At 74.1% G+C, this 14,737-nt stretch carries 10 protein-coding genes; 2 read left to right on the forward strand and 8 right to left on the reverse strand.

Annotated features, from left to right (window positions below):
- Nucleotides 1-49 precede the first annotated feature (49 nt).
- Nucleotides 50-1,633, reverse strand: a complete 1,584-nt coding sequence (gene purH, locus IG94_RS0124810) for a bifunctional phosphoribosylaminoimidazolecarboxamide formyltransferase/IMP cyclohydrolase (protein WP_031041264.1) — start codon at nucleotides 1,631-1,633, stop codon at nucleotides 50-52.
- A complete protein-coding gene (purN, locus tag IG94_RS0124815) occupies nucleotides 1,630-2,277 on the reverse strand; it encodes a phosphoribosylglycinamide formyltransferase (RefSeq protein ID WP_031041267.1) in 648 nt (215 codons plus the stop codon). The genes purH and purN overlap by 4 nt, the downstream gene beginning before the upstream one ends.
- 392 nt (nucleotides 2,278-2,669) lie before the next feature.
- Between purN and IG94_RS0124820 the strand changes: the two genes are divergently transcribed.
- Nucleotides 2,670-3,482: a hypothetical protein gene (locus IG94_RS0124820; protein ID WP_031041270.1), complete on the forward strand. Its 813-nt coding sequence runs from the start codon at nucleotides 2,670-2,672 to the stop codon at nucleotides 3,480-3,482.
- Nucleotides 3,483-3,500: 18 nt separating this feature from the next.
- Here IG94_RS0124820 and IG94_RS0124825 read toward each other — a convergent pair whose 3' ends face one another.
- Nucleotides 3,501-5,204 carry a cell division protein PerM gene (locus IG94_RS0124825; protein WP_078892416.1) on the reverse strand — a complete coding sequence of 568 codons (1,704 nt, stop codon included), beginning with the start codon at nucleotides 5,202-5,204 and terminating at the stop codon, nucleotides 3,501-3,503.
- 96 nt (nucleotides 5,205-5,300) lie between these two features.
- Here IG94_RS0124825 and IG94_RS0124830 point away from each other — a divergent pair, with 96 nt between their 5' ends.
- Nucleotides 5,301-6,533, forward strand: a complete 1,233-nt coding sequence (locus IG94_RS0124830; protein WP_031041277.1) for a helix-turn-helix domain-containing protein — start codon at nucleotides 5,301-5,303, stop codon at nucleotides 6,531-6,533.
- 156 nt (nucleotides 6,534-6,689) lie between these two features.
- Here IG94_RS0124830 and sucD read toward each other — a convergent pair whose 3' ends face one another.
- The 5 genes from sucD to IG94_RS0124855 form a co-directional block, all read right to left on the reverse strand.
- The gene (gene sucD, locus IG94_RS0124835; RefSeq protein ID WP_031041280.1) at nucleotides 6,690-7,574 is read right to left on the reverse strand and encodes a succinate--CoA ligase subunit alpha; all 885 of its coding nucleotides are present in this window, start codon (nucleotides 7,572-7,574) and stop codon (nucleotides 6,690-6,692) included.
- Between the two features lie 28 nt (nucleotides 7,575-7,602).
- Nucleotides 7,603-8,787, reverse strand: coding sequence for an ADP-forming succinate--CoA ligase subunit beta (sucC, locus tag IG94_RS0124840; protein WP_031041283.1), 1,185 nt, complete (start codon nucleotides 8,785-8,787; stop codon nucleotides 7,603-7,605).
- 745 nt (nucleotides 8,788-9,532) lie between these two features.
- The gene (locus IG94_RS0124845; protein ID WP_031041285.1) at nucleotides 9,533-10,522 is read right to left on the reverse strand and encodes a hypothetical protein; all 990 of its coding nucleotides are present in this window, start codon (nucleotides 10,520-10,522) and stop codon (nucleotides 9,533-9,535) included.
- A gap of 253 nt (nucleotides 10,523-10,775) precedes the next feature.
- Nucleotides 10,776-11,942 (reverse strand): vWA domain-containing protein, encoded by a 1,167-nt coding sequence (locus IG94_RS0124850; protein WP_031041289.1) that lies wholly within the window; start codon nucleotides 11,940-11,942, stop codon nucleotides 10,776-10,778.
- A complete protein-coding gene (locus IG94_RS0124855) occupies nucleotides 11,939-14,587 on the reverse strand; it encodes a DUF5682 family protein (protein WP_308017082.1) in 2,649 nt (882 codons plus the stop codon). The genes IG94_RS0124850 and IG94_RS0124855 overlap by 4 nt, the downstream gene beginning before the upstream one ends.
- Nucleotides 14,588-14,737: the final 150 nt, after the last annotated feature.

The following is a 14,737-nucleotide window of genomic DNA, read 5'->3' on the forward strand; positions in this document are numbered from 1 at the left end:
TCCGTACCCGTCCCCGCAGGGGCGGATACGGAAGCGAGGGAAGCGGCTGTCAGTGGAAGAAGTGCCGCGTCCCCGTGAGGTACATCGTCACGCCGGCCTTCTTCGCGGCCTCGACCACCAGCTCGTCGCGGACCGAACCGCCCGGCTGGACCACGGCCTTCACGCCGGCCGCGGTGAGGATCTCCAGGCCGTCCGGGAAGGGGAAGAAGGCGTCGGAGGCGGCGTACGCCCCCTGGGCGCGCTCGGCGCCCGCCCGCTCCACCGCGAGCTTCGCGGAGTCGACGCGGTTGACCTGGCCCATGCCGACGCCGACGGAGGCGCCGTCCTTGGCGAGGAGGATCGCGTTGGACTTGACGGCCCGGCAGGCCTTCCACGCGAAGGCCAGCTCGGCCAGCTCCGCCTCGGACAGGGCCTCACCGGTGGCCAGCGTCCAGGTGGCGGGGTCGTCGCCGTCGGCCTGGAGGCGGTCGGTGACCTGGAGGAGGGCGCCGCCGTCGATCGGCTTGACCTCGACCGGGGCCGCGGGCGCCGCGGGGGCGCGCAGCACGCGGATGTTCTTCTTCTTGGTGAGGGCTTCGAGGGCGCCGTCCTCGTAGTCCGGCGCGACGACGACCTCGGTGAAGATCTCGGCGACCTGCTCGGCCAGCTCCTTGGAGACCGGGCGGTTGACGGCGATGACGCCGCCGAACGCGGACAGCGGGTCGCAGGCGTGCGCCTTGCGGTGCGCCTCGGCGACGTCCGCGCCGACGGCGATGCCGCACGGGTTGGCGTGCTTGATGATCGCGACGCAGGGCTCGGCGTGGTCGTACGCGGCACGGCGGGCGGCGTCCGTGTCCGTGTAGTTGTTGTACGACATCTCCTTGCCGTGCAGCTGCTCGGCCTGCGCGAGGCCGCCGCCGTCGGGCGAGGTGTAGAGGGCCGCGGGCTGGTGCGGGTTCTCGCCGTAGCGCAGGGTGTGCGCCCGCTCGAAGGTGTGGCCGAGGAAGTCCGGGAACCGCGACTCGTCGACCGGGGCGTACGCGGCGGCGAACCAGGAGGCGACGGCCACGTCGTACGCCGCGGTGTGCTGGAAGGCCTCGGCGGCCAGGCGCTTGCGGGCGGGCAGGTCGAAGCCGCCGTCCTTGGCCGCGGAGAGCACGTCGGCGTACCGGGCGGGGCTGGTGACGACCGCGACGGAGGGGTGGTTCTTGGCGGCGGCACGGACCATCGAGGGGCCGCCGATGTCGATCTGCTCGACGCACTCGTCGGGGGTGGCGCCCGAGGCGACGGTCTCGCGGAACGGGTAGAGGTTGACCACGACCAGGTCGAACGGCGCCACGCCCAGCTCGTCGAGCTGCTGCCGGTGGCTCTCCAGGCGCAGGTCGGCGAGGATGCCGGCGTGCACCTTGGGGTGCAGGGTCTTGACCCGGCCGTCCAGGCACTCGGGGAAGCCGGTCAGCTCCTCGACCTTGGTGACGGGGACGCCGGCGGCGGCGATCCGCCCGGCGGTGGACCCGGTGGAGACGAGTTCGACGCCCGCCTCGTGCAGCCCGCGGGCGAGGTCCTCGAGCCCGGTCTTGTCGTAGACGCTGACGAGCGCCCGACGAACGGCCCGCTTGTCGCTTCCGGTGGTGGCAGTGGCGCTGGCGGTCACTGGATAACTACCTTTCGTCCCTCAATGCGATAGCCGTTGCGGGCGAGCCGCCCCACGACATCGACGAGCAGCTTTCGCTCGACTTCCTTGATGCGCTCGTGCAGAGCGGCACCTTCGTCTTCGTAGTCCTCGTCCCGTACCTCCACCACGCCCTGCGCGATGATCGGCCCGGTGTCGACGCCGTCGTCGACGAAGTGGACGGTGCACCCGGTGACCCTTGCCCCGTACGCGAGCGCGTCCCGCACCCCGTGGGCGCCGGGGAAACTGGGCAGGAGAGCGGGGTGGGTGTTGACGAACCGCCCACCGAACCGCGCCAGGAACTCCTTCCCCACGATCTTCATGAAGCCGGCCGACACGACGAGGTCCGGCTCGTGGCGGGCGACGGCCTCGGCGAGCGCCGCGTCCCACTCCTCGCGGGTTCCGTGGTCCCGGACCCTGCGGACGAAGACCGGCAGTCCGGCGCGCTCGGCGCGGGCGAGTCCCTCGATGCCGTCGCGGTCGGCTCCGACGGCGACGATCTCGGCCCCGTAGGCCTCGACGCCGGCGGCGGCGATCCCGTCGATGAGCGCCTGGAGGTTGGTACCGGATCCGGAGACCAGCACGACGAGGCGCTTGGCTCGCTGGGCCACGGGCTTGGCGGCCACGGTGGGGCCTTTCTCGGGGAAGCGGGTGGGTACGGGCCGGCCTCGTACTGCCGATGCCTCTGTACGCGCGTCCGTACGTCCGTGTGTTGTCCGTGCGTCCGTTTGTACAGTCGTACGAATGCTTCGCGCCCCCGGATACGGGGAAGTCTACGAAGCGGCCGACCGTCAGCAACGATACCGGCACACCGGAAGGCCCCCTCGGGACGGGGGCGCGGCCGGAGGGTAGCGTCTGCGTGGAGCCGGACCGGGAACGCGACCTGTGCGTCAAGCGTTCACAGGTTGTGCCGACGGGTTCGCCCGTTCGACCCGTTCACCGTTCGACCTGTTCCACCTGTTTGACCCGTTCCACTTGTTCGACCGTTCCTTACCGCCAAGGGGAAGACGCTCACTTGATGCCGGACCGCAGCCTGCGACTGCTCACGCTCCCCCAGCAGTCGGTGCAGCAAGGGGAGCGCAGCACCGTGTTGCTGCGGGAGCGCCCCTCGTCACCGCCCGACTCGGCCTCGGACCACTCGTCCCCGGACCGGAGGAGCGACGGCAAGCCGGACGACGCGGGCGAGCAGGACAACCCGTTCGCGCCACCCCCGGAGGGCACGCCGGACAGCCCCTGGCAGCCGCGGCACCCGTCCGGCGACGGCGGCTCCCAGGACCCGTCCGGCGCGCAGGGCGACGGACGGTCCCCGTGGGGCGGCCAGTGGAGCGACCGCCAGCCCGGCCGCTCCCCCGGCGGTTTCGGCGAGCGCCCCGGCGCTTCCGGGCCCGAGGGGTCGGGCAACACCCCGGGTCCGCGCTGGGACCCGACCGACCCGTCCCAGCGGCGTGCCCGCTACGCCCTGCTGAGCGGCATGTGGGCCCTCTTCTTCGCCCTCCTGGCCTGGCCCTACGTGGCCCTGCTGCTCGGCGCGCCGGCCGTGTACTGGGCGATCAGCGCGCTGCGCGCGGGACCCCGCGCCGCCGCCGACCCGGACACCCCGGCCGCCGCCCGGCCCGCCGAGCAGACCCGCCGCCCGCAGCGCACCGCCGCGATCAGCGGCCTGGTCCTGTCGTCGCTGGCGATCGTCCTGGTCGCCGCGTCCTTCAGTGCCCAGCTGGTCTACAGCGACTACTACACCTGCCGCGACGACGCCCTGACCAACACGGCGAAGCAGTCCTGCGAACGCCATCTGCCGGAACAGCTGAGGGACCTGCTGGGCTCGGAGGACTGACCTCCGGCGCCGCAGGCGTCACACCCCGCCCCCGGACCGCTCCCCCGGCACGTCCACGGGCACGTCCACGGGCACGTCCACGGGCACGTCCACGGGCAGGAAGTCGTACGCCGCACCGTCCCCCGCCTCGCCCTCGTCGTCGTACAGCCCGAACGGCATCCCCTTCCCGTCCGCGCCCCTGCCCGCACTCCCGCCCCGCTTCCCCGCCTGGGCGCCGCTCCCCGCATCCCGCCTCCACCACAGCCACCGCCACCGCCCCGCCGAAGGCAACCGCATCCACGGCCACGCACCCCGGCCCTCCTCGGCGCCCTCGTCGGCCCCGCCCTTCTCCACGGCCCGCGGTGCGGCGTCGCCCCGGCACCGCCACGCCCGCGCCCCCACAGCGACCGGCACCGCGACCACCGCGGCCCAGGCCAGCGTCGCGCCCCCGGCCTGCCACCACACCGGCCCGAACCGCGCGAGCGCACCGTTCCCGAGCGACCCGCCCGCGAACGCGGCCAGCAGGGCGACGAGGCCCGCGCACAGGACGGCGGCCACGAGGGCGGCGCCGGCGGTCCGCCGCCAGGACCAGGCCGCGCCCGCCCCGGCCGTCGCCGCCCGGGCCGTGAACCACCCCACCACCGCGCCCGCCGCCAGCGGCACCGCCCCGGCAGCCCACTGCAGCGGCGTGCCGGGACCCGCCTCCGGGACCGCCGCCAGCAGGGGCAACGGCGGCAACTGCGAGGCGGGAGCCGAGGAGAAGGGGGCCACGACATGCCCGGTACCGAGCACGAACCCCGGGCCCAGCGCGTACACCGCCGCCCACACCGCGGCGTTCGGCACCAGCGCCAGGCAGAGCAGCAGCACGGCGAACCGTCCCGACCAGTTGTCGGTCAACCGCAGGAAGGCGTCCGCCGCGGTCGTGCCGTGCCACACCAACGACACCGCGAGCAGCAGCGCGCCGCCCCCGACGAGCACCGCCGCGCCGGCGCCCGCGGCACGCGTCGCGGCGCCCAGGCGCGCGTCCGGCTCCACCATCAGCTCGCGCAGCTTGCGGGGCAGCACGCGCAGCACCCGCCCCACCGGCCCACCCGGCCGCCCGAACGCCGTCCACACCCCGGCGCCGGCGGCCCCCATGGCCACCAGAGGCAGGCACACCGCCGCCCACCACCAGGAGGGCCGCAGCGCGCCGCCCTGCGCGTACAGGACGACGGGCGCGGCGACGGCGAGGTAGCCGAGCACGACCCCGGTCCAGGCGTTGCGCGCGGAGACGGGCGGCGGACCGGCATCCGGCACGCCCTCCATCCACGCCGGGCGCACACCGGCTCCCGCCTTCGGTCCCGGCCTGCCCGACCCCACGGCCACGCCCACACCGTCCCCGGGGTCCGTGGCGTCCCGGGCCGCCCGGTGCAGGAGCCACACCGGCAGGAGGAGCAGCAGCAGCGGGGCGACGCCGACGGGCGCGGGCGTGCCGGAGAGCGTGTCGGCCCGGACCAGTTCGGCGCCGTGCGCCAGCACCCACAGGGCAGCCGCGACGTGCAGGGCGCCGTCCGGCCCGCTGTCGGGGTACGGCGAGCTGATCCACAGCAGCGTCACGAGCGCGGCGCACGACGCCAGTCCCAGGACCGCCGCGACCGCGCCGCCCAGGAGGCCGGCCGCCAGCCCGGGTGACCGGTCGCGCCACCGGGTGCGCAGGGCGGCGAACGGGTTCGGGCGAGCGGTCGTCTGCATCACGCCCGCCATGCTCCCAACGACACGCGCTTTCCCGTCGTAACGCGCGAAGCACCGCTGTGTCGCTCAATATATGTTTATGTACTTTTTCGTACGAAGGAGTGTCTTGTGACACGGAGCCCCGCGACCCCGCTCCCGCCTCCCAAGGCACGCCGACGCCTGCGCGAGGCCGCCGCGTTGACGCAGACTCAGCTCGCGACCCGGGTGAACGTCACCCGAGCGACGATCCGTGCGTGGGAGAGCGGTCGCACGGCCCCACGCGGCCGCAAACGGGAGGCGTACGCGAGGCTGCTCAAGACCCTGGCCGAGGAGGACGCGGCACGGGGCACACGGTCGACCCCGCCTCCCGAGCCGGCACCGACACCGGTGCTTGAGCCGGTGTCAGGCCCGGCGTCAGACACAGCGTCGGACCCGGTGTCGGACCCGGTGTCGGACCCGGTGTCAGGGCCTGAGAAGGGATCGGAGCCGGAACCGGGGTCGGGGCTGGAACCGGAGTCGGGATCGGAGCCGGAACCGGTACCAGAACCGGCCCCCGAGCACCCCGTCCTGACGCCCGCCCAGGCGTTCGACGCCCTGTACGAGTTCAGCGCCCCCGCCCTCGTACGGCAGGCCTACCTGCTGACCGGCCGTCGCGAGTTGGCCCGCGAGTCGGTGGAGCGCGCCTTCCAGACCGCCTGGGAGCGCTGGCCCGAGGTGGCGCGCGACCGGGACCCGGTGGGCTGGGTGCGGGCGACGGCGTACGAGTTCGCGCTCTCCCCCTGGCAGCGCTTCCGCCCGCGTCACCGGCAGCCCGAACCGCCGCCCGCGGACCCCGGCGACCGCACGCTGCTGAACGCGCTGCTCAGACTGGGGCCGCAGCACCGCCGCACCCTGGTGCTGTACGACGGGGTGGGCCTGGACCTGCCCGAGACGGCAGCGGAGACGGAGGCGAGCACTCCGGCGGCCGCGAACCGGCTGCTGCACGCCCGCGAGACCGTCGCCGGGCGGCTGCCCGCGCTGGCCGACTCGCGGGTACTGCACCAGCGGCTGACCGAGCTGGCGTCGGCCGAGCGGCTGTGGGCGGCCAAGCCGACCGGGGTGCGCAAGGGCGGCGAACGCCGGGCGCGGTTCCGGACCCGGGCCGCGATCGCCTTCACCGTCGCCCTGATCGGCGCCACGGCGCTGACGGTGCGCACCGCGCCGACCCACTACGAACCGGCCGTGTCCCCGGGAGTGGCGGTGCGCGGGGTGCCGCCGCGGGTGGCGCCCGGCTCGCTGTCGGAGGCGGAGCGGGAGCTGCGGCAGAAGCTGCGCGACCGGTTGCAGGACGGGCCCGAACGGCTGGAGCCGCGCCTCGAATGACCCACGGCTGGCCCACCGCTGACCCACGGAGGGCCCACGGCTGGCTTGTGAACGATCCACCGGACGACCATGGGCCGGTATACGCCGAGTGGCCCGCTCCCCGGGAAGGGGGCGGGCCACTCGGTGCGGAACAGGCGCTCGGCCGGTGGGGCCGGGTCAGCCGGCCAGGACGGCGCGGGCGAGCTTGGCCGTCTCGGTCGGCGTCTTGCCGACCTTGACGCCGGCGGCCTCCAGGGCCTCCTTCTTCGCCTGGGCGGTGCCGGACGAACCGGAGACGATGGCGCCGGCGTGGCCCATGGTCTTGCCCTCGGGCGCGGTGAAGCCCGCGACGTAGCCGACGACCGGCTTGGTCACGTTCTTCGCGATGTACTCCGCCGCACGCTCCTCGGCGTCGCCGCCGATCTCGCCGATCATGACGATCAGGTCGGTCTCGGGGTCGGCCTCGAACGCGGCGAGCGCGTCGATGTGCGTGGTGCCGATGATCGGGTCGCCACCGATGCCGACGGCGGTCGAGAAGCCGATGTCACGCAGTTCGTACATCATCTGGTACGTCAGCGTGCCGGACTTCGAGACCAGGCCGATACGGCCCGGCTTGGTGATGTCGCCCGGGATGATGCCGACGTTGGACTGGCCCGGGGTGATGATGCCGGGGCAGTTCGGGCCGATGATCCGGGTCTTGTTGCCCTTCTTGCCGGCGTACGACCAGAAGGCGGCGGAGTCGTGCACCGCGATGCCCTCGGTGATCACGACGGCCAGCGGGATCTCGGCGTCGATGGCCTCGACGACGGCGTCCTTGGTGAACTTCTCCGGCACGAAGATGACGGAGACGTTGGCGCCGGTCTTCTCGATGGCCTCCTTGACGGTGCCGAAGACCGGTACCTCGTTGCCGTCGAAGTCCACGGAGGTGCCCGCCTTGCGCGGGTTCACGCCGCCCACGACCTCGGTGCCGTCACCGAGCATGAGCTTGGTGTGCTTCATGCCGGTGGCGCCGGTCATGCCCTGGACGATGACCTTGCTGTCCTTGTTGAGCCAGATAGCCATGGTGTGTTGGTGTCCTCGTCCTGAGTGCTTACTTGGCGGCGGCGTGAGCCAGCTCGGCGGCCTTGTCGGCCGCGCCGTCCATGGTGTCGACGCGCTGGACCAGCGGGTGGTCGGCGTCGGTGAGGATCTTGCGGCCCAGCTCGGCGTTGTTGCCGTCGAGACGGACGACGAGCGGCTTCTCGACCTTCTCGCCGCGGTCCTCCAGGAGCTTCAGCGCCTGGACGATGCCGTTGGCGACCTCGTCGCAGGCGGTGATGCCGCCGAAGACGTTGACGAACACGGAGCGGACGTCCGGGTCGCCGAGGATGATCTCCAGGCCGTTCGCCATGACCTGGGCGGAGGCGCCGCCACCGATGTCCAGGAAGTTGGCGGGCTTGACGTTGCCGTGCGCCTCACCGGCGTACGCGACGACGTCCAGGGTGCTCATGACGAGACCCGCGCCGTTGCCGATGATGCCGACCTCGCCGTCGAGCTTGACGTAGTTGAGGTTCTTCTCCTTGGCGGCGGCCTCGAGCGGGTTGGCCGCGGCCTTGTCGTGGAGGGCCTCGAAGTCGGGGTGACGGAACTCGGCGTTGTCGTCCAGCGACACCTTGCCGTCCAGGGCGATGACGTCGCCGGAGACGACCTTGGCCAGCGGGTTGACCTCGACCAGGAGGGCGTCCTCCTTGATGAAGGTGTCCCACAGCTTGACCAGGACGTTCACGACCTGGTCGGCGACCTCGGCCGGGAACTTCGCCGCCTCGACGATCTCGCGCGCCTTCTCCGGCGTCACGCCGTCGATCGCGTCGATCGGGGTCTTGGCGACGGCCTCCGGACGGGTGGCCGCCACCTCCTCGATCTCCATGCCGCCCTCGACGGAGGCGATGGAGAGGAAGGTGCGGTTGGCACGGTCGAGGAGGAAGGAGACGTAGTACTCCTCGACGATCTCGGGCGCGGTCTCGGCGATCATCACCTTGTGGACCGTGTGGCCCTTGATGTCCATACCGAGGATGTCCGTCGCGCGGGCGACGGCCTCGTCCGCCGAAGCGGCGAGCTTCACGCCGCCGGCCTTGCCGCGGCCACCGACCTTCACCTGAGCCTTGACGACGGACTTGCCGCCCAGACCCTCGGTGATCGCGCGCGCCGCCTCAGGCGTGTCGATGACTTCACCGGCCAGCACCGGTACATCGTGCTTGGCGAAGAGGTCCCTCGCCTGGTACTCGAACAGGTCCACGCGCTTCCGTCCCTATCAGTGATCTCGCGGTTCGTTGGATGCGTGGGCGTGCCGCGAAGGGCAACGTGACGTCCGCCGTGAGTCACAAGGGGGGCGCACACGGTGTCCGAGCGCGCGGCATGTCCGTCTCGCAGGTTATCGCCGGACGTGGGGGGTCTCTAAATCGCGGGTCACACCTGAGCGGTGATACCTGTCACATGATGCCTCGCTCACTGGCACGGCGTGCCGTTCGCGAGGGACCGGCCATGGGGCCGCACCGGACTCGCGGTGGGCGACGCGAGGCGCGCCGTAGGGGGCGGCGGCCGGGGGTGGTGGAGGACCTCACCGGGCTGGGGTTGGCCCGGTGAGGTCCGGGTGCCCCGGGGGGTGCGCTGGATTGCGGACCTCCTGGGGGCTTGGCGCGGTTGGTCCCCACCCCAATGGGGACCAGCCGGCCTGTCCGCGGAGTTTCGCCCGGAGGAGGGCCGACGGCTTTCGGCCGTCCGTCCGGCGCTGCCGCTCCGCGGAGACCTGCCGCGACCTCCGGGGCGGAGCGCGGATGTCGCGGTGCCGCCGGGCGTCGCACTGGATGCCGGGTGCGAGTACGGGCCCGGGGTGACGGCGTGCACGAGCGCACCGTCCTGAGGGGGCGGTGCCATCCGCCGGGGTCACAGGGCATGCGAGCGGCGGAGGAGCGAGTGGGGAGCGGGCGGAGAATCAGGGGAATCAAAGGAGCGGGGCGACTGCGCCGCACTCCGTCGCGCACCTACGCGGGCGAGACCGGGATGTCCCGGTACGGATCCCGGGTGCCGCCCTCGTCGGCCCGCACCAGGACGGCGGCGACGAGCCGCAAGGGGATCCGGTGGTACGGCGTGACCGCGTGCGCGTCGCCGTGACGCGGCACTCCGTGGTCGGCGCCCGAGGCGGTACCGAGCGAACCGTCGGGGTCGCCGTGCGTCCCGGGAGCCTCTGCCTCCGCGGCGGCCGTCGGCCCCGCTCTGCCGGTGCCGGTGCCGCTGGTGTGAGCGTCCGGGAGCAGCTCCCCGCCGGCACCGGAAGCGGGGCCGTAGCGGGCCGCGGTCGCGGCGGCCCCAGGGACGTCGACGCTTGATGCGTCGGGCGAGCCGCCCTGCCGGTCGGCCTCTCCGGCGGCAGGACCGGAGTCCGGTCTGTCCGGCGCCGGACGCTCGGAGCGGCCGGTCGCGCCCCGCTGGTCCGACGCCCCGGACGGGCCGCCGACCCCGGAGAGATCCGGGAGTACGGATACCGGCGGCACGGACAGCGAGGGCAACGACGGCGACGGGAGCGACGGGAGCGGGGAGGCCGGGGGAGGCACCGGGGCGGCGGACGGAAGCGTCGACAGCACGTCCCGTGCCGTCGCCCGCACCTTGCCGACGGCCGTCTCCACCGTGTCACGGACCGGCCTCGCGACCCGGTCCGTCGCGGACCGCACGACATCCGCCGTGACCGGACGGAGGTCCGGCGGCACCGCGCCGGAGCCGTCACCACGAACGGCCGGAGCCTCTTCGGCGCCCCGGCCTCCCCCGGCCGGATCACTCCCGGCCGAAGCTGTCGCGACCCTGCCGACCGCGTCTCCGAGGGACGGCGCACCGTCGGCGGCCTGTGCCCGGGTCGCGCAGAGCACCCCGAGCACGAACAACCCGCCCATCAGCAGCGCCAGGCGCAGCGCACGCCGCCCGGCCGCCGTGCGCATCACGCGCAGGGCGGCACCGGGCAGTGCTGCTGACCAGGTCACGGTGGGAAGGCCTCCCGTACGGCGGACCGATGCGTGTGTCGCAGTGTGCGTCGAATCGCGTACCGGCTCACGTGTCGGACAACGCGTCGACATCGATGACGCGCGATCCTCGCACGGAACTCGGCGGGTAACGCAAGCCCCGCCGTCGCCGACGGGGGCCCATGTCCGTCTTTCCGACAGGAATCAGGTCACAACTGTCGACAAATCACCACCTGACGCCCCGCCACCCGCCGCCCCGCCACCCGCCGCTTCGTCACCCGGCGTCCGGTATCGGCAGGGGGCGCCTCTCGATCGCCGCCGCCATCACCTCCGGGAAGAGGTCGGGCGTGCAGGCGAACGCCGGTGCGCCGAGCGCCTCCAGTGCCGCCGCGTGTTCCCGGTCGTACGCGGGTGCTCCCTCGTCGGACAGGGCCAGCAGCGTCACGAACCGCACCCCTGCCGCCTGCATGGCCGCGACCCGCTTGAGCATGCCGTTCCTCGCGCCTCCCTCGTACAGGTCGCTGATCAGCACGACGACGGTCTCCGTGGGCCGGGTGATCCGCGACTGGCAGTGGGCGAGCGCGCGGTTGATGTCCGTGCCACCGCCGAGTTGGGTGCCGAAGAGCACGTCGACCGGGTCGGCCAGCCGGTCGGTGAGGTCGACGACCGCCGTGTCGAAGACGACGAGGCGGGTGTCGATCGACCGCATGGACGCCAGCACCGCACCGAACACCGACGCGTACACGACGGACGCCGCCATCGAAGCCGACTGGTCCACGCACAGGACGACTTCCTTGCGCACGGACCGGGACGCGCGCCCGTGCCCGACGAGCCGCTCCGGCACGAGGGTGCGCTGCTCGGGCAGGTAGTGCTTGAGGTTGGCCGCGATCGTACGGTTCCAGTCGATGTCCTGGTGACGGGGCCTGCGGACACGTGCGCCGCGGTCCAGCGCGCCGGTCAGGGTGGCCCGGGTGCGGGTCGCGAGCCGTCGCTCGAGATCCTCCACGACCCTGCGTACGACGACCCGTGCCGTCTCCTTCGTCGTGTCCGGCATCGCCTTGTTGAGGGAGAGCAGGGTGCCGACCAGGTGCACGTCGGCCTCCACCGCCTCCAGCATCTCCGGCTCCAGCAGCAGCGTGGCGAGACCGAGCCGGTCGATCGCGTCCCGCTGCATGACCTGCACGACGGAGGAGGGGAAGTAGCTGCGGATGTCCCCCAGCCACCGCGCCACGGCCGGGGCGGAGGCCCCGAGCCCCGCCGAACGGTCCCGCCCCGCCCTCGGCGCCCTCTTTCCGTACAGCGTGGTGAGGGCTCCGTCCATCGCGGCGTCCTGCCCGGTGAGCGTGTGCCCGGTGCCGTCGGCCTCATCGCCGCCGAGCACCAGCCGCCACCGCCGCAGCCGTTCCTGAGCGGCGCCGCTCTCCGTCACCCCGGCCGTCATCCGTCCACCCCCACGAGGTCGTCCTCCCCTGCCCCGGGCCCGGGGCGCCCGCGACGCCCGCGCTCCGTGCCCGTCCCGACGCCGGCGGCACAGACCGCCTCACCCAACCGCCGCGCCCCGCCCTGCGCTCCCCCGCCCCGCGCCGCTGCGCCCGCTTCCCCGCAGCCCGCCGCATCGCCCCGCCCCGCCCGGTCCTCCCCGGCATCGCCCCGGCTCCCGCGACCGTGCCCGGCGTCGGCCCGGCCCGCGCCGTCCTCCCCGGCATCGCCCCGGCCCAGGAGCAGCCGGACCACCGGCAGTACGGCGTCGGCCCGCCCGGTGTCGAGGCCGGCCGCGAAACCCGGTATGCCGGCCCCGGCCGTCGTCACGCTCCCCCGCGCCTCCGGCCCCCGCCGGACCAGTTCGCCCAGGCCGCGGCGCACCCCGGACTCGTAGGCCGAGAAGGTGCGTCGCAGCAGCGGGAGTACGTCCCTGAAGGACTCCGCCGGGACGCCGGTCAGCCACGCGTCGACCAGGGCGAGCAGCCGCTCGTCGTGGAGCAGGAGCATGCCGCCGCCCGAGCCGCCTCCGACGAAGCCCTCGATCCACGCCGCCGCGTCCTGCGGCGGCGTCCCCCGGGACAGTGCCAGGCCCATGAGCCGCGCCGCCGCGGCCGGTGCCAACTCCCCGTCGTCGAGCAGCAGCCGTACGGCGCGCCCCCGGACGACGCCGGGCACGGTGTCCCGCCCGGAGAGGATCCGCAGCACGGTCCGCCAGCGCGACCGCAGGTCGCCGTGGGCGTCGGCACCGGTGCCCACGTCGGCGAGCAGGCCGACCGCTCCGTGCACGGCGTCCACGTGAGAGCGCATCTCGTCGGCCGCGTCGGCGTCCAGGGCGGCGCAGGCGGCGGGCAGGCCGACGAAGACGCGCTCGGCGAGGCCCGCAGCGACCTCGGACAGCGCCCGGGTGCCGGTGCCGCGCACGTCGCCGTACCGCAGGGAGCGGACCAGGGCCGGCAGCGCCTGTGCCAGGTGGCCGACGTCCGTGTCGAGCGCCGCGCGGTCGGCGAGTATCCGCATCACCGGCGGCAAGGCGTCCGGCAGTTCGGCCAGCAGGCAGCGTTCGGCGAGTGCCGTGACCTCGGCGAGTTCCCTGGCGGTCACCGCGTCCGCCTCGGCCCTGGCGGTCGCCGCGGTGAGCACGGTCGTGCCCCACACGCCGGCCTCGGCGACCCGCACCGACAGTTCCGGCTCCCAGCGCAGCCGCCACGTCTCCCGGAACGTCCCCGTACTGCCCCGCGAGGCGGCCGGCTCGCCCCAGCCGACGCCGAGCAGACGCAGCCGGTGCAGCAGTCTGCTGCGCCCGGCGTCGGTCTCCTTGCGCAGGTCGAGTTCGAGCTCGCGTTCCGCCGCCTGCGGTGCGAGCCGCAGCCGCCGCTGGAGCCGGGCCAGGTCCCGCTGCAGCGGCACGGCGGGCGCCCGCTCGGGAACCGCCCCCAGCACGTCCCCCACCACCAGGCGGTCGTGGACCAGCGCCAGCGGAACGTCCGAGCCGTCGCACATCACCGCCCGTACGGCGTCCGTCGTCTCGCCCAGTCCGGGCAGCGGGCGCCCGCGCAGTACCGCCAGGGTCTCGGCCAGCCGCGCCGCCTCGATGACATGCGCCGGGGAGACGATCCGGTCCTCCGCCCGCAGCAACCCGGCCACCTTGGTGAGCCAGCGCTCGACGGGACGGTCGACGGCGGCGAACAGGTGCCCGTACCAGCCCGGTGACTCGATGCCGGCGCCGTACCCGCCCGCCCGGGAGAGCCTGCGATGGGTCCAGGGCACCCAGGTCGTGTCCACCTTGGTCCGTGGCAGTCCCCTCAGCAGCGCCCGGTCGGCCGCGACGGCGGCCCTGCGCCGCAGGGCGGGCACGTGCCACGCCCCGCACACCACGGCCACCCGCTGGTCGAACTCCCGCCGGGCCGCCCGCACCTGGAGCCGCATATGGGCCTCCCGCACGAGGTCCCGCTCGTCCTCCTCCCCCGTCTCCCGCAGTGCCGCCATGGCCTCCTCCAGCGCGGTGAACGGCGCGAGTGCGTCTCCGTCACCGGCGCCCCGGTGCTCGACGACGTCCTCCCACCAGCGCTCGGGATCGTCGTGGCCCGCGGCCGCGGCGAGGGCGGCGAGCGGATCACCCCGCACGTCGGAGGAGACGGCACCGGTCGCCTCCCGCTGCCCCGGCCCCAGCTCCTCCTCCCCCGAGGCCGAGGCCGGCGTGTCCGCCGTCCCCCAGGCCAGCGTGTGCGCGGCCGGGAGGTCGATGAAACGGGCCGGTACGTCGTGTGCGAGGGCCCAGCGGACCGCCACCCACTCCGGGGAGAACTCGGCCATCGGCCAGAAGGCCGAGCGGCCCGGCTCGTCCACGGCGTGGGCGAGCAGTGCCACCGGCGGGCGCATGTCCGGGTCCGCGGCCAGCGGAATCAACGCGTCGGCCTCGGGCGGCCCTTCGATCAGCACGACCCCGGGGCGGGCCGCCTCCAGCGCCGCCCGCACGGCCCGGGCCGACCCCGGACCGTGATGACGCACCCCCAGAAGCAGGGGCCCACCGTCGAACCCGGCGGCGCCCCGCTGGTCTCCGGCGCGGTCCGGGCCGCCGCTCCCGGCGGTGTCAGTGCCCGGCACGCCGTCCCCCTCGTCCGCGGCTCCACCGCTTCCGGCTCCACGTCGAGTCCCCGTCGTCCCCCACAGAACCGATCACCGCATAACCGTTGCCCGCATAACCGATCACCGCTGCCTCCGCCCCGTTCCGTGTTCGCATCCCCGTCCCCGTCC

Origin of the sequence: Streptomyces olivaceus (assembly GCF_000721235.1) — a bacterium.
In the GTDB taxonomy this organism is placed as follows: domain Bacteria; phylum Actinomycetota; class Actinomycetes; order Streptomycetales; family Streptomycetaceae; genus Streptomyces; species Streptomyces olivaceus.

What these genes read in the sequence shown, in the direction of transcription:
- IG94_RS0124820 (WP_031041270.1), top strand. Translation starts at nt 2,670, where the DNA reads ATGCCGGACCGCAGCCTGCGACTGCTCACGCTCCCCCAGCAGTCGGTG.
- IG94_RS0124825 (WP_078892416.1), bottom strand. Translation starts at nt 5,204, where the DNA reads ATGGCGGGCGTGATGCAGACGACCGCTCGCCCGAACCCGTTCGCCGCC.
- sucD (WP_031041280.1), bottom strand. Translation starts at nt 7,574, where the DNA reads ATGGCTATCTGGCTCAACAAGGACAGCAAGGTCATCGTCCAGGGCATG.
- IG94_RS0124850 (WP_031041289.1), bottom strand. Translation starts at nt 11,942, where the DNA reads ATGACGGCCGGGGTGACGGAGAGCGGCGCCGCTCAGGAACGGCTGCGG.